Annotated in this window: 17 protein-coding genes; 11 read left to right on the forward strand and 6 right to left on the reverse strand. The window is 40.8% G+C overall.

The genetic code is table 11. The features are described 5' to 3' along the window. Positions 1-109 precede the first annotated feature (109 nt). Complete coding sequence (locus PAT01_RS04265; RefSeq protein ID WP_138576738.1) at positions 110-523, forward strand: hypothetical protein; 414 nt, start codon at positions 110-112, stop codon at positions 521-523. 85 nt (positions 524-608) lie between these two features. On the opposite strand, the gene PAT01_RS04270 is transcribed toward PAT01_RS04265, so the two are convergent. Then, positions 609-1,034 carry a hemerythrin domain-containing protein gene (locus PAT01_RS04270; RefSeq protein WP_138576740.1) on the reverse strand — a complete coding sequence of 142 codons (426 nt, stop codon included), beginning with the start codon at positions 1,032-1,034 and terminating at the stop codon, positions 609-611. A 316-nt stretch (positions 1,035-1,350) separates the two neighbouring features. On the opposite strand from PAT01_RS04270, the gene PAT01_RS20060 reads away from it, so the two are divergent. The 3 genes from PAT01_RS20060 to PAT01_RS04280 all read left to right on the forward strand — a co-directional run bounded on the left by PAT01_RS20060 (position 1,351) and on the right by PAT01_RS04280 (position 2,161). Further along, a complete protein-coding gene (locus tag PAT01_RS20060; protein WP_186807269.1) occupies positions 1,351-1,518 on the forward strand; it encodes a hypothetical protein in 168 nt (55 codons plus the stop codon). Between the two features lie 140 nt (positions 1,519-1,658). Beyond that, complete coding sequence (locus tag PAT01_RS04275) at positions 1,659-1,916, forward strand: hypothetical protein (protein WP_138576744.1); 258 nt, start codon at positions 1,659-1,661, stop codon at positions 1,914-1,916. A 26-nt stretch (positions 1,917-1,942) separates the two neighbouring features. Continuing rightward, positions 1,943-2,161 carry a DUF6500 family protein gene (locus tag PAT01_RS04280; RefSeq protein ID WP_138576746.1) on the forward strand — a complete coding sequence of 73 codons (219 nt, stop codon included), beginning with the start codon at positions 1,943-1,945 and terminating at the stop codon, positions 2,159-2,161. A gap of 10 nt (positions 2,162-2,171) precedes the next feature. Here the strand turns inward: PAT01_RS04280 and PAT01_RS04285 are convergent, their stop codons facing one another. Then, a complete protein-coding gene (locus PAT01_RS04285) occupies positions 2,172-4,079 on the reverse strand; it encodes a tetratricopeptide repeat-containing diguanylate cyclase (RefSeq protein WP_138576748.1) in 1,908 nt (635 codons plus the stop codon). A 282-nt stretch (positions 4,080-4,361) separates the two neighbouring features. On the opposite strand from PAT01_RS04285, the gene PAT01_RS04290 reads away from it, so the two are divergent. The 3 genes from PAT01_RS04290 to PAT01_RS04300 all read left to right on the forward strand — a co-directional run bounded on the left by PAT01_RS04290 (position 4,362) and on the right by PAT01_RS04300 (position 7,502). Further along, positions 4,362-5,357 carry a transposase gene (locus PAT01_RS04290; protein ID WP_138576750.1) on the forward strand — a complete coding sequence of 332 codons (996 nt, stop codon included), beginning with the start codon at positions 4,362-4,364 and terminating at the stop codon, positions 5,355-5,357. A gap of 568 nt (positions 5,358-5,925) precedes the next feature. Then, entirely contained in the window at positions 5,926-6,432 is a 507-nt protein-coding gene (locus PAT01_RS04295) for a TetR/AcrR family transcriptional regulator (protein ID WP_039972541.1), read from the forward strand. Positions 6,433-6,443: 11 nt separating this feature from the next. After that, positions 6,444-7,502: an alcohol dehydrogenase family protein gene (locus PAT01_RS04300; RefSeq protein WP_138579870.1), complete on the forward strand. Its 1,059-nt coding sequence runs from the start codon at positions 6,444-6,446 to the stop codon at positions 7,500-7,502. Positions 7,503-7,558: 56 nt separating this feature from the next. Here the strand turns inward: PAT01_RS04300 and PAT01_RS04305 are convergent, their stop codons facing one another. The 3 genes from PAT01_RS04305 to PAT01_RS04315 all read right to left on the reverse strand — a co-directional run bounded on the left by PAT01_RS04305 (position 7,559) and on the right by PAT01_RS04315 (position 11,099). Further along, positions 7,559-8,785: a threonine/serine exporter family protein gene (locus tag PAT01_RS04305; RefSeq protein ID WP_029773039.1), complete on the reverse strand. Its 1,227-nt coding sequence runs from the start codon at positions 8,783-8,785 to the stop codon at positions 7,559-7,561. A 107-nt stretch (positions 8,786-8,892) separates the two neighbouring features. After that, complete coding sequence (locus tag PAT01_RS04310; RefSeq protein WP_138579871.1) at positions 8,893-10,122, reverse strand: glycosyltransferase; 1,230 nt, start codon at positions 10,120-10,122, stop codon at positions 8,893-8,895. Further along, positions 10,122-11,099 carry a LacI family DNA-binding transcriptional regulator gene (locus PAT01_RS04315; protein ID WP_154944895.1) on the reverse strand — a complete coding sequence of 326 codons (978 nt, stop codon included), beginning with the start codon at positions 11,097-11,099 and terminating at the stop codon, positions 10,122-10,124. Before PAT01_RS04315 ends, PAT01_RS04310 begins: the two co-directional genes overlap by 1 nt. A gap of 165 nt (positions 11,100-11,264) precedes the next feature. Here PAT01_RS04315 and PAT01_RS04320 point away from each other — a divergent pair, with 165 nt between their 5' ends. The 3 genes from PAT01_RS04320 to PAT01_RS04330 all read left to right on the forward strand — a co-directional run bounded on the left by PAT01_RS04320 (position 11,265) and on the right by PAT01_RS04330 (position 14,981). Beyond that, positions 11,265-13,727, forward strand: coding sequence for a S9 family peptidase (locus tag PAT01_RS04320; RefSeq protein ID WP_138579873.1), 2,463 nt, complete (start codon positions 11,265-11,267; stop codon positions 13,725-13,727). A 68-nt stretch (positions 13,728-13,795) separates the two neighbouring features. Beyond that, complete coding sequence (locus PAT01_RS04325; protein WP_064387054.1) at positions 13,796-14,413, forward strand: LysE family translocator; 618 nt, start codon at positions 13,796-13,798, stop codon at positions 14,411-14,413. A gap of 76 nt (positions 14,414-14,489) precedes the next feature. Continuing rightward, positions 14,490-14,981: a DUF2798 domain-containing protein gene (locus PAT01_RS04330; protein WP_138579874.1), complete on the forward strand. Its 492-nt coding sequence runs from the start codon at positions 14,490-14,492 to the stop codon at positions 14,979-14,981. Here the strand turns inward: PAT01_RS04330 and uvrA are convergent. Further along, positions 14,978-17,539, reverse strand: a complete 2,562-nt coding sequence (gene uvrA / locus PAT01_RS04335; RefSeq protein ID WP_154944897.1) for an excinuclease ABC subunit UvrA — start codon at positions 17,537-17,539, stop codon at positions 14,978-14,980. The genes PAT01_RS04330 and uvrA overlap by 4 nt on opposite strands. A 192-nt stretch (positions 17,540-17,731) precedes the next feature. On the opposite strand from uvrA, the gene PAT01_RS04340 reads away from it, so the two are divergent. After that, positions 17,732-18,142 carry a hypothetical protein gene (locus PAT01_RS04340; RefSeq protein ID WP_154944953.1) on the forward strand — a complete coding sequence of 137 codons (411 nt, stop codon included), beginning with the start codon at positions 17,732-17,734 and terminating at the stop codon, positions 18,140-18,142. Positions 18,143-18,148 lie beyond the last annotated feature (6 nt).

Consider the following 18,148-nt stretch of genomic DNA (forward strand, 5'->3'; position numbering starts at 1 on the left):
AAGCAGGGCACCGAATTTATTAAAAAATTATACATTAAGATGAAATAAAATATGTGTTGAGCGGTCTTGCTAGTTTCAACATTAAATTATTTAGTTTTAAGGAAATTTTATGACTGGTACAACAGGTACTGACTTTCAAAATCGTTTGCAGTGGTCGCTTTTTTCGCTACGCCTAGGCGTGTTTATTGTAATGATTATGTGGACGTTTGATAAGTTTGTTAACCCTGGGCATAGCGCACGAATTTTTGAGCATTTTTATGGTATTGGCGGCTCTACAGATGTGGTTGCTTATGTACTGGGGGCGTTACAGCTTATTTTAGTGTTGGCTTTTTTAGCGGGTATTAAAAAGCGCCTTACTTATGGCGTTATATTTGTAATGCACGGCCTTTCTACGCTTTCATCTTATAATCAGTATATTGATGGCTTTAATAACTTATTGTTTTTTACAGCGTGGCCAATGTGGGCAGCGTGTTTTGCACTGTATGTGTTACGCGAGCAAGACGTTAAATTTACCATTAAGTAGCGCAGCAAAAAAAATGGTTATAAGCCATACGGCTTATAACCAATAAGTACACAAGGGAGTGTATGGAAGTCGGTTTAATTAATAACTAATGCATGGCATCGTTATACTGTTTAGCTAGGCTTTCTTTTTGTCCTTCGGTTAGGGCTTTACCCGCTAATTGAAATACTTCATGTTCTTCTTCACTTAAATGATGATGCACTAAATGGTGCAATTTTTTAGCAGCAACTAACCATGCCGATGAGCTCATTTCGGTGTCTTCAAGTTGTTCAATTAATTCGTCAATTTCATGGTGCTCAGCAACGCTGTGGCGTGCTTTTTCGTGCGTTAGATCGTCAAACATAAGTGGGTTATAAAAATAACGCTCTTCAAATTTTGCGTGATCTTCTAATTCGGTTTTTAGCTCGCCCATTAGCTTGTGGCGCTGCTGCGTATCGCCGTGCGTTTGAATAAGGGCATCTACTAACTCGCGTTGTTTATCGTGGTCGTGACGTAGCGCTTCAAAAATATTCATAACTCTTTCCTTGCTGTAATTGCTTTATAAACTTTTAAAAGCAAGCGCAGTGCCAAATCTTAATATGTTGATATAATTGACTTTAATGTACTTTTGGCTGGTTTGGATGGAGTTGCTCTGTAACTTTTACACATAAACAGCTGCAATTTTTTCAGATTAAAAGAGGTGATTGCTTTTGACGCTACATAAGCTTACATATTTTTACTGGTTGGGTATTTTATTGAGATGGTAAAGTAGCGCATTATTTAGGTACAAGTTGTACATACTTGCCTTACCTATATTTTTATAAAACTTTAGATATTAGGATAGTTTAAGGATGAACTTAAAAAGCCCCACTACAGCATTATTACTGTGCGCGTTATTAAGTGCATGTAGTACAGCCGTGCATTCTGAACGACGTGTATGCATACAAGAGGCAGAAATGACTGAGCTAAATGGCGCTAAAACAAGCTCAGAGGTTTACAATGAATGTGTAAGCGCTTAAATAAAAAAGGATGCTAAAGGCGACACTTTTTTTGATGAAGTTGGTGTGTTTTTATTGATCTACTTGTTTTAATAGCCGACTAAGTAAGCAAACTTACAGCTATAATTTAAAGCACAAGGGTGCGTAAAATAGGATTGAATATGAAAGCGTTTTTAATTGTATTTTCATTGTGTATATTTTTAACTGGCTGTGTGGCAAAGCCTTATGCGGGCTCTGCACAATGTATGGAGCAAGCTGATATAGCTTATGAAACCAATATACATAAAAATGAGCCGCTAGATAAAGAATGTAAAGCTACAAAAGTAAATACGCCTAATAAAGAGTTTGAGGATCATAGTTTTGTTGATAGAAGTCTTTTACAGCTAATAGTTAGTTTTTTAAACGGTATATTTAGATAATTAAAATACAATTAAATAAGGTATGTATGCAGGAAGAACTAAAAGCAAAAATTATAGCTGTATGCGATAAAAAAATAGCAGCCAAAGGCGAAAACGTAGGCCTTTCTTTTTACGCTTTTTTTGCAAATAAAAACGACAATCCTGAGCTGCTGTTGCAAGCCGCTACGTGGTGGATACACACCCATAAGTTAGATCACTTTGAAAAAGCGATAAAAATAAAAAAAATGATTATTGAAGGTGACTAATAACGTATATTTACGCGATTGCTATTTGGTTTCTGCCATTTTCTTTTGCTTTATAGAGTTGTTGGTCTGCACGTTTAATTAGCTCGCTAAGTGAGTCGCTTTTAGCATCACTTATTGCCACGCCAGCACTAAAGGTAACGTGTGTTTTACTTGGCAATGCCTCAATATGACTACAGTACTGCGCTAACTTATTTTCAAGACTTTCAAAAAAGTTGTTTATTTTATCGCGATTTTGCGTTTTTAAAACAAATAGCCACTCTTCGCCGCCATAGCGCCCAAACTTATCGTTAGTACTTAGTGTGTCTTTTGCTGCTTGAGCAAATTTTATAAGTACTAAATCTCCTATATCGTGGCCAAATTTGTCGTTAATAGCTTTAAAGTAATCTAAATCGACGATGGCTATTGCTAGGCTCTGCTGGGATAAACACTCATTTGCTTTTTGCAAAATGCCACGCCGATTTAAGCTGTTAGTTAGGTAGTCGGTTAATGCTATAGCATGGTATTTTTTACGTTGGCGCATTTGGCGGTAAAATAAAAATAGCGACACGATGACTAAAATAAAGGCAATTGATGCACTTAAGCGCCAAATTATTTTTTGCTGGTGTTCTTCTGATGCCTGCAGTTTGTTTATGTCTTTTTCGTATTCTAGCTGTAAAATTTTGTCTTCTTTTTCTTTTACTTCAAATTTAACTTGCAAGGTTTTTATATTGGTTTCGCTGGTGGCTTCGTAGTGTTTTATTGTATAAGCAAGCTCATCTTCAATTGCTTTAAATGCATCTTCGGTGAAGTTAAGCTGGCGCTTTAATTTATAGCGTTTGCTTAAAAAATCAGCCTTATAAATGCTGCGGCTAAATTTATCTAGGTTTAAAAATACTTCGTCGTTTACTTGGTTGGCTTTATTTAATAAATTTTGCTTTGTGTAGATGTCTGATAATAAAATCATTGATGCTAAATGCATGTCATTAATGCCGGCTGAGCTTGCAAGTGCAATGTTTTTGTTTACAAGCATTAAAGCCGTGTCGTAATTACCCTGCAGGTATTGAATATTTGCAATAGAATATTGAGCGAAGGCTAAACCTTTTTTCATTTTGACTTTGCTAAAATAAGCCAGCGCTTTATTTAAGTATACAAGCGCGTTTTTAGGCTGACCGACCTCAAGTAATACGTTTCCTAAACTCCAATAAGCTTTTGCCGTAAATAGGCCGTCGCTTGTTTGCTCGTAAGCATCTACCGCTTTTTGGGCATAATAAATGGCTTTTTCTTTATCATCTTTGTAGAGGTAGTTGTAAGCGTCGGCAATTTTTCTAAAAAAGTAGCCCTGCGAGGCTATGTCTTCTTCTTTTATAGCAAGTTCTAAGCCTGTTAACGCCGCACTTAGCGTTTTTTTAAGTTCGTCGGTTTCGGTGTAGTAATAGGCTATAGCCCGAAAAACAATGATTTGTTCGTTAGGAGAGAGCTGTTTTAGCTGCGTTTGCAGTTGATTAGCAAGCGATTGCGCATTACTTAGCTCTTTGTTAATTGCGAAAAGCTTAAGCTGAGCCTCTAAAAATAGTAGGTGACTGTTTTTATATGTTACAAGCTCAGTACTCTTTAAATACATTAGCAAATGGGTACTTAGCGCGGTGTATTGTTCTTGTCGAAAAAGTAGTTCTGAATATAAGGCAGCCGCTTCAAGGTGCAACTGTTTATGCTTTGTATGTTTAGTGACATTATAAGCGTGGGTTAGTTGTTCTTGGTGTAAAAGGTAATCTAGCTTGTTGGCTTTAATATCACTAAGCAGGCTTTGGATTGATTTTATATCAGATGAAGTTAGTGAAGAGCTATTGGCAAATGTAGCACTACTTGTTAGTAAAAATAACAGGAGCACAAAAAAGCGAAACCACACTATATTGATTTTTATTATTATATTGTTCGTCATTTATTTTTTTACTGAATCAACACCCAAAACGATATAACTAACTATAGCATTGCTTGTAAATAACAAGTTAATACTTTATTGGGAATACACCACCACATCCTTTTGAAAGTTCAATTTCTAGTAAATAAGTACGAAAAGCATTATTAAAATAATGATGACACCCATCTAAAACTTAATTATGACACCCATCAAAACACAAATAATAATGACACCCATTATAATAGTTGTATAAAACACAAGCTCGGACTACGCTTTAGCTTAAATAATAAACAGGGTTGTGTTATGGCTATTGCTCGTAAGCGCCAAATAAGTTTGGCAGATACAAAATATTATCACTGTATTTCACGCTGTGTTCGCCGGGCATATTTGTGTGGTGAAGACCCTTTTACAGGGCAAAATTACGCGCATAGAAGAGGGTGGGTAGAGGATAAGCTTATCAGCCTTGCAAAGGTATTTTGTATAGATGTTTGTGCATACGCAGTTATGAGTAATCATACACATATTGTGTTGTATGTAGATGATAAAAAAGCTAATAGGTTAAGCGACAAAGCAATAGCAATTCGTTGGCATAAGCTTTTTAAAGGCACCGCTATCACGCATAAATTTATACGCGGTGAGAAGTTATCGGCTACGGAACATTGGTTTTTAAATGAGAGCATAAAGCAGTATCGAGAACGGTTAAGTAGTATTAGCTGGTTTATGCGAGCATTGAACGAAAATATTGCAAGGCGAGCTAACAAAGAAGATGGCTGCACAGGGCGATTTTGGGAAGGGCGATTTAAATCTCAAGCGTTACTAGATGAAGCTGCTTTGTTGGCGTGCATGGCATATGTAGATTTAAATCCAATACGCGCCAAAGCGGCTGAAACACCTGAGGGTTCGCACTTTACGAGCGTAAAACAACGCATAAAATCAATTGCACTTAAAAGCAACCAGGCGTTAAAAGTTAAGCAGCCAAAACAGTTATTACGCTTTGCAGGAAAGCCTAAAAAATACATGCCAAAAGGTTTACCATTCGAATTAAAAACGTATTTAGAGTTAGTTGAATTAACAGGTCGATGCATTCGCGCTGATAAAATAGGCTTTATTACGCATTCAACACCTGAATTATTGATACGTTTGAATATAGCGCCAGAGAACTGGTTAAAACTTACAACCGAATTTGGCAATGTTTTTCATGGAGCGGTGGGGCGTGTAAGCTCATTAGATAGCTATTGTAAACATCAAGCTATTAAGCGAAGGCCTAGCTATTCAAACAGTAAAAAATTATTAGCCTAATAAAACCCACTATATAAATAGTATGTCACTTAGCTTTGCTGAGCTTTTATTGTGCCTGAAGTTTCTAAACTGCCATAAGATTATGATAAAAAGCTTAAGTATATAAACTTAAACATCTCCATTACCACTCAACATCTCAAATCAACATATAAATCCAACCAAATATTTCTTACCACATTGTTAATTTATAAATAATTAGATTGGGTGTCAAAATTATTATTTTGATAAGATTATGATAAAAAGCTTAAGTTTATAAACTCAAACATCTCCATTACCACTCAACATCTCAAATCAACATATAAATCTAACCATATATTTCTTACTACATTGTTAATTTATAAATAATTAGATTGGGTGTCATAGTATAGCTTTATTATGACTAAGAAAGATTAAAGGGATGCCATATCTATCACTATCCTCATATATTTTGGGCTCTAGGGGTTTCCTAGCCTGTTAATTAATAATGGGTGTCATAGTTATTATTTTGTATAAATCTGTATTGGTTGACATGTAGAATGAATGCTCTACCATATTGGGTAGAGTATTCATTCTACATGAGTTAAACACTATGCTAAAACAAGATATAGCTGCTGCGCTTGAGGTGGCCTTTAGTCAACATGGTTTTGCTGAGCCTAGTGTGGCTAAGCTGCAAAAACTCAGTGGCGTTAGTTTGCGCACCCTTTATAAATATTACCCGTCAAAGCAGGCAATGATCATTGCTGCGCTTGAGTACCGCCATAATCGCTATATTAATTTTTTACTTAAAGATGCACCTGCTCCGGGAGTTGAGGCGGTTTTGCACATGTTTGATCAACTAAAAGCGTGGATGGTGCAATTTGCGCCTAATGGCTGTTTATCTATTAATGCGTTGTCGGCGTTTCCTGAAGATGAAGCTATTAGCCTTGCGGTGCAAACACATAAAAATGACGTAAAAAAACTGCTAGGTGAGCAAGGTTTAAATTCATCGTTGGCTAGTAGCTTGTTTTTGCTGCACGAGGGAGTGTCGAGTGCATGGCCAGTTATGGGCGATGAGGCGGTTACATCAGCAAAAAACAGTATTCTTAAATTAATATAATGGAGCAACCAATGGCAAATTTACCTAGCACAATGCACGCTGTACAGCTTACCGAGCATGGCGATTTTGATGTATTAAAGTATGCAACTAACTTACCGTTGCCAGCGCTTGCACAAACAGATGTACTTATAAAAGTCATGGCGGCAGGTGTTAATAACACAGATCTTAATACCCGCACGGCGTGGTACGCTAAAAAACAAAGCAGTAAAGACGATGCAAGTTGGTCTGGTGATGCGTTTGTTTTTCCTCGTATTCAAGGGGCAGATGTATGCGGCGTAATTGTGGCTGTTGGTAAAAACGTAGATCAAAGCCGTATTGGTGAGCGCGTTATTGTTGAGCCATGTTTAATTAAAGCTAATGGCGAAAAGCTTAAATCGCCATGGTATTTTGGCTCTGAGTGCGATGGTGGCTTTGCACAGTTTACCCGCGTTGACTCTATTCACGCTTATAAAATTAATAGTAACTATAGTGATGAAGAGCTGGCCTCTTTTCCGTGCTCATATTCTACGGCCGAAAACATGCTATTTCGCTCAAACCCACAGCAAGGGCAAACCGTTTTAATTACAGGCGCTTCTGGTGGTGTTGGTTCAGCGGCGGTGCAATTAGCTAAAGCACGTGGCGCTTTTGTTATTGCCATTACGAGTAAAAGTAAGGCGCAGCAGCTCAAAGAGTTAGGTGCTGATAAAGTTATATTTCGTGAAGATGATTTAATTCAAGCCTTAGGTAAAAACAGTGTTGATGTAGTCATTGACCTTGTTGCCGGCGAGCAATGGCCTGCACTGCTGGAGGTATTAAAACCAAAGGGGCGTTATGCGGTGTCGGGCGCTATTGGCGGGGCATTAGTCGAGCTTGATATACGTACTTTGTACTTAAAAGATTTAACTTTTTTTGGCTGTACAGTTATAGAGCCTGAGGTATTTAAAAGCTTAGTTAACTTTATTGAACAAGAAAAAATAAAGCCTATTGTGGCGCAAACATTCCCACTGAGCGAAATTGTTACAGCGCAAAAAGTGTTTGCACAAAAACAACACGTAGGAAAAATTGTACTCACTATCCCCCATAGCGAATAACGCGTTAAACAACAAAGCCCGTTACAAAGTAAGCGGGCTTTTTAATGGTAACAAGCTTATAAGCTTTTTTTAGGCGGTAAAGCCACGTTTGCAAATATTAGCCCTGCTACAAGCGACATAAATATTAAAAACGTTTGCTGGCCTATATGCTCGGCGTAAACAAAGTCTTGGCCTTCAATAAGCGAGTTTAAGCCAATATACGTTTTACTGCCGGGTACCAGTACAATTAAGCCTTGCATGGCAACAATGGAAGCTGGGGCATTTGCAACGCGGTTAAATAAGTTACTAAACACTCCAACCGAAAGCGCACCAACAAATGTGCCTAACGTGTAGTCAAGGTACATAGCCGAACCAATACTCGTGCCATAGGCTATAAAACCAGATGCGATTGACCACCCAGCATGTTTAAGTTTGGTTCTAAATATCACTATTAAGCTGCTACAAAGTAAAAATATAGCCAGCCACGCAGTCCAGCGCGGTAGTGGCTCGGGCTGTACAAAGTCAGTTTGGCCAAATATGGCAAAGCCAATGCCTATGCCAATAAAGGCGCCAAAGTACAGTTTAAATAACAGCATAAACGAGTCCATAACCCGCGCCGTACCCGACACCAAATGCCTAGCTGCAAGCTCTGCTAAACCAAGCGCTAGCGCTAAACCGGGTATAAATACAATAATGGCTGAAAGCACCACTAACCGTATATTTATATCGGGCGAAATATACACACTTATTGCACAAGCCAGCACTGCCGATACTATAGCAACAAGGGGCTCTAGCATGTGAGCAACCCGTTTTGAGCGCCCCGACCACAGCACAAACACATACACCACTAAAGTAAGTAACGCAGACCAAATAACGTCTGTCCAGCTGGTACCCATTAGCATGGCAAATGCCCCCCCCGATGTTGCAAAAGCAATACCGGTAACAAATTTATTGTACGGGTTTGGCATGTCGTAAATGGCATCAAGCTGAGCATCAACCTCTTGTAAGGTGAGCTTGTCGTCGAGCATTTGATTAACTAAGTCGTCGGTGTCGGCAAGTGAGCCTAAGTCGTGATCGCCTGGGTCTACGCGTGCCACGTGGGTGTATTCGTCTTCGTGGCCATCAGTCCAAATTACAAACGTTACCGAAGTTGGCGACATAACAAAAGACGATTTAAGTCCTAAGTAAGTGGCCACTTCCATTAAGTGTGCTTCTAGGCGGTACGCAGGGGTGCCGTACTTATGAAGCATTTTACCTAATTTAACGATAAATTTGCGTTTTTCAGTAAAGGTTGCAGTTTTCAAATCTTGTATGGACCAGTGTGTAAATAAATTAGCTAAAAGTATAGGCTAAAACGCCCATTTGTAATGGGCGCGATTTTAAACACAAATCTGTAGGAGTCTAGTCATTTTTAATCTAATTTTTTATTTTTTTCAGCAATCCATTGCGCCATATATTGCGTACTGCGCATAGTATGGTGTTTTAACATTTGTCCGGTGAAGTTTTTTTCCCTATGCGCTTTTAAATCGTTGCTTATTGAGTCAATTTTATTAATTAGCGCCGCGCTTAATTTTACTTTGTCGTACAAGGTATTAAGTAGCGTATTGCCAGCTTGTTGCGCGTGTTCAAAATCGGCTTGATTGGTGTAAAGCTCAACGGCTGCATTTGCAAAATCGTCGGTATTATTAGCCACTTTACCAGGCCATGGTAGTTCGTTGTGCATGCCCTCACAGCCTATGTCGGTAGTTACACTAGGGGTTTGCATTATCATTGCTTCTAGCAGCTTGCCTTTTATACCTGCGCCAAAACGAAGTGGGGCTAAACATACGCGTGCGCTTTGCATTACCACATAGGCGTTGTCGGCCCAGCCTTTTATTAAAAAACCGGTTTTAGGGTTATTAAGTGCTGTTGCTTTTGGTGGCGGGTAAGAGCCATAAATATGCAGTTCTGCTTTTGGTAATTGCTTGCGAATAAGCGGCCATATTTTTTGTAAGTACAGCACGGCATCCCAGTTGGGGGCGTGTCTAAAGTTACCTATGGTCATAAAGTGCTCACGTTGTTCAAACGATTTAGTTTGCGCAGGTAAAGCAGTTAAATCGACCATAAAAGGGAGATGATGTAATAAACTGGCTTCTACGTTAAATACACTACTAAGTAATTGCATTTCAAAGCTTGAAATAATTAAGCTTAGGTCGCAGCGCAATATTGCGGCTATTTCGCGTTTTGCTATGTCTGAATGTAAATCGCTGGTGGTAAATTCTCGCTCGCCTTTGTGCGCTTCGTGGCGCGCATTACGTAGGCATTGTAAATCTTCGGTATCGAGTATTTTAATGGCATTGGGGCAATGTTTATCTACACGCCAGCCAAATTGCTCTTCCATCATAAAGCGGTCAAACATCACTATGTCTGGGTTGTACGCTTTAACGTACTCATCAAAACTTTCGCAGTTTAGGGCAATGCTTTGGCTGGTTATACCAAAGTGATCTAGGTTTACCATGTGCTCGGTGCGTTGTGCTGGGGTGGCAAATTCTACTTGCCAATTTTGCGCTTTAAACGCGTTTAATAACGACATCATGTGCGTACCCGCAGCAGACGAATTTGGTTCTGGCCATACGTAACCAATTACCAGCACTTTTTTCATTACGGTGTTTCTCTAATTTGTAGGTTTACATTTACCAGTGTTTTTACTGGTGCAGTGTTTGTTTGAAGTTGTTCTTGCAGCACTAAAATACTGCGCTTAGCAAGCTCTTGCGTGTTTATATTGGCGCAAGTAAAGCGAGGTTGCATTTCGGTAATATCAGGAATATGTAAGCAGCTTACTATATTGTTTTTCAAATGCGGGGCGCCGGCTAAAACGCCATGCGCAATTATATTATTAGCGCATACAACCGCGTCAATACTCGGATTATTAAGTAATGTGCTACTAAATATTTGCTTAGCATGTAATGGGGTGTTTTTTGTGCACGTAATAGCTGGCTCAGGGGTTATATTGTGTTTTTTACACGCGCTATTAAAGCCATTTAATAAACCCTGTGCTGATAAGCTTTCATCACCCATAAAGAGTATGTTTTTAGGCGAATTATTTATTAGCTGCAATGTTACTACATGGCTTGTTTTAGTGTAGTCGGGTAAAACACACGGGGCTGAGCTGTAAGGTACTTCGTGCATTAGGCTAATAACATGGTAGGCAGCAGCAAGGTTGTCGAGCCACTGCGCACAGGTACTAGCCACAGGGCAAATTATAAATGCAGCCACTTTGTATTCTTTTAAATTATTTATTAGCTGTGTTTGGCGCTCTACGCTGTTGTTACTACTAACAATAATGGCCTGAAAAAAAGCCTCGCTTAATGCCTGCTCAATATTTTTAGCAAGCAATGCCATAAGCGGGTTTGTTAAATCGTCAATTACTACAACTACTAAATTAGAGCGCCCAGAGCGCATAGCCGCTGCATCGCGATTATACACATAACCTAGCTCATCTATGGCTTGTAACACTTTTTGTTTGCTTTTATCGGCTACTTTATTACTGTGCGTAAGCACCAGCGATACGGTCGATTTAGACACCCCCGCACGGTGAGCAACATCAAAAATAGTGACCGATTTAGCTTTGTTAGGCATGGTATTTTAAGCGCGCAGTAGTGAGTAAATAGCTGCGTAGTGTAGCGTATATAATGCGTTTAAGTCATCTTTTAGCCCTGTAATTTAAAGCTTAATACTTTATGAACAGAGCAAAACATGTTTATATACCTTTTATAATCTTAAAAATAACAAAAGGATAAAAACATGAACGCATTTAGGCTGTTAGTTGCCTTTATTTGTTGTGTTGTAATAATGCCAAACAGCTATGCTGAGCAAGGTTATCAAACACCTTCGCCTGAGCTAGCCGCTGTGGTAGATGCCAAATTAGCACCCACTAGTTTTTTATCGAGCGATGGCCAATGGCTTGCTTTATTTGAGCGTAAGCGCGTAGAGACGCTTGACGAGCTTGCTAAAGATGAGCTTAAACTTGCGGGTATAAAGCTTAACCCTGCTAACTTTTCGCGTTCGCGTGTTAGCGCTAAATACAGCGCGCTTGAGCTTAAGCATGTGCAAAGCGGCACCGTTATTAATATTAATAATTTACCAAACGGTATTATTCGCTCGCCTAAATGGTCATCTAACAGTAAATATTTAGCATTTGTTGTAGAGCAACAAAACCAAGCAAATTTATGGCTTTACAGTGTAGAGACAAAGCAAGCAAAAATGCTCTCAAATGCAGCGCTTAACTCAGTTATTACCGCTACGCCTTACCAATGGTTACCCGATAGCAGCGCACTGGTTGCAAATTTAGCGGTTAATATAGGTAAACCCGCGTTAAAAAACAGCAGTCAAAATGTAGTGCCTGTTATACAGCAAAGCACAGGCGAAAAAGCCCCAGCGCGTACTTATCAAAATTTATTAACCAGCCCGTTTGACGAAGCACAGTTTAAATTTTACGGCCAAGGGCAATTAGCTTACGTAACGCTTGATGGCAATACACAAGCCATTGGCAGCCCTGCATTATTTAAATCGTTTTCGGTATCGCCAGATTCAACCAATATATTAGTTGCTGCGATAAACGAGCCGTTTTCGTATCAAGTACCGTACAGCCGTTTTGCCAGCACTTGGCAAATATGGGGAATGCGCGGTTACGCATTAGCCGAACTTGTAAAACAACCGCTTGCCGATAACATTCCACAAGGCTATGACAGTGTTCGCACCGGCCGCCGCGATTTTGAATGGCGCGCGGATCAAGGCGCAGAAGTTATTTGGGCCGAAGCACAAGATGGCGGCGACATGAAAACCGATGTTAAGCACCATGATTATATTTACAGCCTACGCGCGCCGTTTAAACGCGAGCCAAAACTGTTTGCTAAAGTAGAGCGCCGCTATGCTGGTATAGTTTGGGGTAATCAAAATATTGCCATGCTTAGCGACTGGCGCTTTAGCGACCGCCAAGTGCGCACGTATGTTATTCAGCCACGCAATGCAGATAAAAACCGTGTGCTTTTTTCTGAGCGAAGCTATAACGATGCGTATAAAAACCCAGGTAGCTTTATATACGAGCGTAACGATTTAGGCGCCAACGTTATTAAAATTGTTGGCGGGCGTTATATGTATCTGCGCGGTAACGGCGCGTCTGAGCAAGGTAATATTCCGTTTTTAGACCAGTACGATGTAAAAACGAATAGCAGCAAGCGTTTATGGCAATCACAAGCGCCATACTACGAGCGTGTTCGTGCACTGCTTGACGACGAAGGCGAGCGCTTTATAACTGTGCGAGAGTCTAAAACCGAGCAACCTAACTTTTTTATTCGTGATTTAGATAACGATACTCTTACGCAGCTTACTAATTTTGCTCATCCGTACCCAGCATTTAAAGGGGTTACAAAAGAGCAGTTACGTTACAAACGCGATGACGGGGTTGAGCTTTCGGGCACGCTTTATTTACCACCAGGTTACGATGTAACTCAAGGCCCGTTACCCGTACTTATGTGGGCGTACCCACTTGAATACAAAGATAAAGCCGTAGCATCACAAGTGCGCGAATCGCCATACGAATTTACTTACATTGGTTATTGGGGCCCTATGCCTTACCTTGCTAAAGGTATTGCGGTATTTGACGACCCTAAAATGCCTATTGTAGGTATTGATGGCAGCGAGCCAAACGATAACTTTAGAAAGCAGCTAGTTTCAAGTGCGAAAGCTGCGGTTGATGTGCTGGTTAAAAAAGGCATTGCCGATAAAAACAATATTGCTATAGCAGGGCACTCGTACGGTGCATTTATGGTGGCAAACCTATTAGCGCATAGCGATTTATTTAAAACCGGTATTGCTCGCAGTGGTGCTTACAACCGTACCTTAACGCCGTTTGGTTTTCAGGGGGAAGAGCGTGATTTTTGGCAAGCACAAAGTGTGTACGCTAACATGTCGCCGTTTTTCCATGCTGAAAAAATTAACGAGCCAATGCTAATGATTCATGGCAAAGAAGATCCTAACTCTGGAACTTTCCCAATGCAAAGTGAGCGTATGTACGCAGCGCTTAAAGGCTTAGGTAAAGACGCTCGCTTAGTAATGCTCCCTTACGAGGCACATGGCTACCGCGCACGTAAAAGCTTATTACATGTACTGTGGGAGCAAGAGCAATGGCTAGATAAGTATTTATTAAGTGATACCGTAAAGCCAGTAGAGGTCATTACTCAGCCAGTGGCAAGTACTGAACAATAGTAGATAATAGGTAACCAATAGCGCGGCTACTTTAGCCGCGTTTTTTGCTTTTAATATAGAGAGAAAAAATGATTGATGTTGCAGCGCTTGCCGTTTTTATTCCTACCTTCTTTTTTGTATCTATCACACCGGGTATGTGTATGACCCTTGCCATGACATTAGGTATGAGCATAGGTGTAAGGCGCACATTATGGATGATGATAGGTGAGCTGTTAGGGGTCGCAAGTGTTGCTATTGCTGCGGTATTAGGTGTTGCAAGCGTAATGCTAAATTACCCTAATGCGTTCGATATTTTAAAATGGGTAGGCGGTGCATACTTAATTTATATAGGTATAAATATGTGGCGCGCAAAAGGTAAAATGTCGATTGATACACAAAAACCGCATGATGTAAGCCGCCAGTCGCTATTTACGCAAGGCTTTGTGACTGCCATTGCTAACCCAAAGGGCTGGGCGTTTATGATCTCTTTACTACCGCCATTTATTAGCGTTGAACATGCACTCGCCCCGCAACTGTTAGTGCTTGTTTTAGTTATTATGATAAGCGAATTTATTTGCATGTTAGCGTACGCCACAGGCGGTAAAAGCCTGCGTTTATTTTTAAGCCGTGGCGATAATATAAAATGGATGAACCGAATTGCAGGCAGCCTTATGGTGCTAGTAGGCATATGGCTGGCATTAGGGTAATTAAATAACAGTTGATATTATCAATTAATTTGCTATAGTTGACTTTGTCATCTATTTTAAGAGAAATACCTGTTTAATGAATACGCCTGCTTTAGTAAATTCTGCGCTCGTAGAGCCTAAAAAAACACCTGTAATTTATAAAATAATGGCGATGGTAAGTATTATTGTTTTTGTAGGCGGCAGCTTAACAGGTATTATGACTTACACAAATGTAGGTATAACTGAGCATTTTTATATGGATTGGTTTACCTCGTTTTTAAGTGCGGTGTTGGTTATGGCTCCTGTGGGGTTAGCAATGACAGCCCTTATGAATACCTTGGTGGCTAAGTTATTACCAAAAGCAAGTGAGCTAAAACGCAATTTAGTGATTAGTGTTTTTATGGCGCTTACCATGGAGTCGCTAATGGCGTTTGTAACTGCCACTAACAATATAGGTTTTGCCAATATGCGCTTATTTTATACCGCGTGGGTAGAGGGGTTATTAGCCGCGCTACCCATTGGTTTAACATTAATGCTGGTTATGTCGGTTACCGTAAAACCTAAATTAGAGCGATTTTTAAAAAGCTAAATTGCGCTTTTTAAAAATGTTGCCGTGCGGCTATGCTCAGATTGAGCCACATCTTCTGGTTTACCTTGAGCAACAATTAAGCCGCCTTCGTCCCCCGCTCCTGGGCCAATATCAATTACCCAATCACTGTTACTGGCTACTTGCATATCGTGCTCAACCATAATTACGGTGTTGCCCGCATCAACTAAGCCATTTAACTGCGTCATCAACATGGCTACATCTTTTGGGTGTAGGCCGGTGGTTGGTTCATCTAAAATATACAGCGTATCGCCGCGCTGCGCACGTTGCAGCTCTGTGGCAAGCTTTATGCGCTGGGCCTCTCCACCCGAAAGCTCAGTAGCCGGTTGCCCTAAACGTAAATAGCCAAGGCCTACTTGTAAGAGCGCATTTAGCGCACGTAAAATAGCGGGTTCATCGGCAAAAAATGTATGCGCTGACTCCACCGTTAAATTAAGCACATCGGCAATGGTTTTATCTTTATAGGTAATGTCGAGTGTTTTTTGGTTATAGCGCTTGGCGTTACACACAGGGCAAGGCGAATACACGCTTGGTAAAAATAACAGCTCAATGCTTACAAAACCTACGCCTTCGCAGTTGTCGCAACGGCCTTTTTTCACATTAAACGAAAAACGACCTGCATCGTATTTGCGCGCTTTTGCCTCTTTGGTACTGGCAAACAATTTACGTACGTGATCGAACAAACCAGTGTAAGTAGCAAGGTTTGAGCGAGGCGTGCGGCCAATGGCTTTTTGATCAACCGTTATTAGGCGCTTTGTATGCTCAAGGCCCTCGGTAATTTTGCCATGGGTTGGTGTTTGGAGTTCTTGATCAAGCAAGTCGGCTTCATCGGTAGGTATTGGCGGCGGCGTTTTTTGACCTAAAGCATCTTGAATAAGCTCGACTAAGGCTTGGCTTACTAAGCTTGATTTACCTGAGCCAGAAACCCCCGTAACACTTGTAATAACCCCAAGCGGAAATTCGGCACTGATGTTGTGTAAATTGTTACGCTCAATACCACTTAGCTTAAGCCAGGCTGATGGCGTACGTTGTGTTTGATGATTTGGCTTTGCGTTATTGTTATGCTTAAAAAGATACTGACTTGTATGTGAGTTGCTCACTTGCTCTAAGCCTTCAACTGGGCCGCTGTAAACAATATTACCGCCATGCGAACCCGCATTTGGCCCTACATCAACCACCCAATCGGCGTGGCGAATTACACTTGTATCGTGCTCCACCACAAATACTGAGTTACCAGCCGCTATTAGCTCATCTAGGGCGCTTAAAAGTGCTTGCGTATCGGCTGGGTGTAAACCTGCCGAAGGTTCATCTAGCACATACACAACACCAAATAATTTTGAGCGAATTTGCGTTGCAAGCCGCAAGCGTTGTAATTCCCCAGCTGATAACGATGGCGTAGTACGCTCAAGCGATAAATACCCTAAACCAAGCTTAGTGAGTGCTTCTACGCGTTTGATAATGTCGCTTGTGATGCGCTTTGCCACAATGGCTTTTTCTGGGTTGGCTGCGTTACTTTTAGCGGGGTTATTGGCAGCAATGCTGAGTTTTTCTGCCAGCTCGCCAAGTGTTAACTGCGAAATTTCGCCTATATCAAGGCCTGCTACTTTAACCGATAACGACTCTTTTTTAAGTTTTTTGCCTTCGCACTGCGGGCATTGTGATATTTGCATATACTGCGACACGCGCTTTTTTGTGCGTGGGCTTTGGGTACTGGCAAACGATTGTAAAACAAAGCGTTTAGCACTTATAAATGTACCCATGTAGCTGGGGCTTTCTTCATTTTTAATAGCCGCTTGGGTTTGCTCAAGCGTGTACTCGGGAAACACGGGTACTGTGGGTGTGTCTTCGGTAAACAAAATCCAATCACGTGCTTTTTTAGAAAGTTTGTTCCAAGGCGTGTCTATGTCATAACCAAGCGAGGTAAGTATACGGCTTAGGTTTTTACCTTGCCATGCTGGTGGCCATGCCGCAATGGCGCGCTCTTTAATTGATTTAGTCGGGTCGGGCACTAGCAGCTCTTCGGTTACGTTAAATACGCGGCCAATACCGTGGCACTCTGGGCAGGCACCTTGTGGCGTGTTAGGCGAAAACGCATCGGCATACAGTATACCTTGCCCTTTGGGGTATTCGCCCGCGCGTGAGTAAAGCATTCGCAGCGCGTTAGAAATAGTGGTTACGCTACCCACCGATGAACGTACCGAGGGTGCTCCACGCTGTTGTTGTAGTGCTACTGCGGGTGGCAGCCCTTCAATCGAATCTACATCGGGCTCATCTACTTGGTCTATTAACCTGCGCGCATAAGGCGATACCGAATCAAGATAACGATGCTGTGATTCGGCAAATAATGTTCCAAAAGCGAGCGATGATTTACCCGAGCCCGATATACCAGTAAAAACAACAAGTGAATTACGGGGCAAGTTTACATCCACATTTTTTAAGTTATGAACACGCGCGCCTCGTACTTGAATGCTGTGATCAGGGTTTAATAAAGCCGATTGCGCATTACTAACCTCATGTAACTTTTTAGGTGCGGTTGCCATGTAATTTACTCCTGTTTAATAACCGTGTGTTTATTAACGTGCCGCAAAGTATTAATACTAATGGGGTGTCACTGAATGAGCGCTTAGTTAGTTTGCTAAGCTTTTAATAGAGTGTTTACATAATAGGTAAAAACTGCGAGTATGAATTTTAATCAAGTATTCACGCATCTAAATTTAAAAGGACGTTTAATTGTGGCAAAAATTGTAGTTAGCTTTTTATTTTTATTGGTACTTTGCGCCAATGTGTGTGCAGCGCAAAATAATGTACTAAACGTTGACCGAGCCATACCAAATAGCATGCACTTGTCGTTTCCAAACGATAATAATATAACGCCTAAAAAGTCTGACTTTTCTATTGCAAACTATGTACTTATGAGCAACGAAATAGGAGAGCGTTGGGCGGTTATAACCCTTACTAATTTAGCCTCTGGCAAGCGAGAGCTTAATCAAGAACACGTGTTAGCGCTGTTTGCAGATGGCAGCAGGCTAACACCAAGTGAATTTAAATTAGGCTTTAAAGGCAATCAAACACAGTCGGTAACGGTATCGTTTGCTGAGCATTCGTTTCCTATTTTAAGTGTGTATACCAGTAATGATCAGTAACATGTT

It is taken from the genome of Pseudoalteromonas atlantica (assembly GCA_007988745.1).
Classification (GTDB): domain Bacteria; phylum Pseudomonadota; class Gammaproteobacteria; order Enterobacterales; family Alteromonadaceae; genus Pseudoalteromonas; species Pseudoalteromonas atlantica.

Bases quoted from the DNA above. Each gene is read 5' to 3' on its own strand.
- PAT01_RS04265 (WP_138576738.1), top strand. From the start codon at position 110: ATGACTGGTACAACAGGTACTGACTTTCAAAATCGTTTGCAGTGGTCG.
- PAT01_RS04270 (WP_138576740.1), bottom strand. From the start codon at position 1,034: ATGAATATTTTTGAAGCGCTACGTCACGACCACGATAAACAACGCGAG.
- PAT01_RS20060 (WP_186807269.1), top strand. From the start codon at position 1,351: ATGAACTTAAAAAGCCCCACTACAGCATTATTACTGTGCGCGTTATTA.
- PAT01_RS04275 (WP_138576744.1), top strand. From the start codon at position 1,659: ATGAAAGCGTTTTTAATTGTATTTTCATTGTGTATATTTTTAACTGGC.
- PAT01_RS04280 (WP_138576746.1), top strand. From the start codon at position 1,943: ATGCAGGAAGAACTAAAAGCAAAAATTATAGCTGTATGCGATAAAAAA.
- PAT01_RS04285 (WP_138576748.1), bottom strand. From the start codon at position 4,079: ATGACGAACAATATAATAATAAAAATCAATATAGTGTGGTTTCGCTTT.
- PAT01_RS04290 (WP_138576750.1), top strand. From the start codon at position 4,362: ATGGCTATTGCTCGTAAGCGCCAAATAAGTTTGGCAGATACAAAATAT.
- PAT01_RS04295 (WP_039972541.1), top strand. From the start codon at position 5,926: ATGCTAAAACAAGATATAGCTGCTGCGCTTGAGGTGGCCTTTAGTCAA.
- PAT01_RS04300 (WP_138579870.1), top strand. From the start codon at position 6,444: ATGGCAAATTTACCTAGCACAATGCACGCTGTACAGCTTACCGAGCAT.
- PAT01_RS04310 (WP_138579871.1), bottom strand. From the start codon at position 10,122: ATGAAAAAAGTGCTGGTAATTGGTTACGTATGGCCAGAACCAAATTCG.
- PAT01_RS04315 (WP_154944895.1), bottom strand. From the start codon at position 11,099: ATGCCTAACAAAGCTAAATCGGTCACTATTTTTGATGTTGCTCACCGT.
- PAT01_RS04320 (WP_138579873.1), top strand. From the start codon at position 11,265: ATGAACGCATTTAGGCTGTTAGTTGCCTTTATTTGTTGTGTTGTAATA.
- PAT01_RS04325 (WP_064387054.1), top strand. From the start codon at position 13,796: ATGATTGATGTTGCAGCGCTTGCCGTTTTTATTCCTACCTTCTTTTTT.
- PAT01_RS04330 (WP_138579874.1), top strand. From the start codon at position 14,490: ATGAATACGCCTGCTTTAGTAAATTCTGCGCTCGTAGAGCCTAAAAAA.
- uvrA (WP_154944897.1), bottom strand. From the start codon at position 17,539: ATGGCAACCGCACCTAAAAAGTTACATGAGGTTAGTAATGCGCAATCG.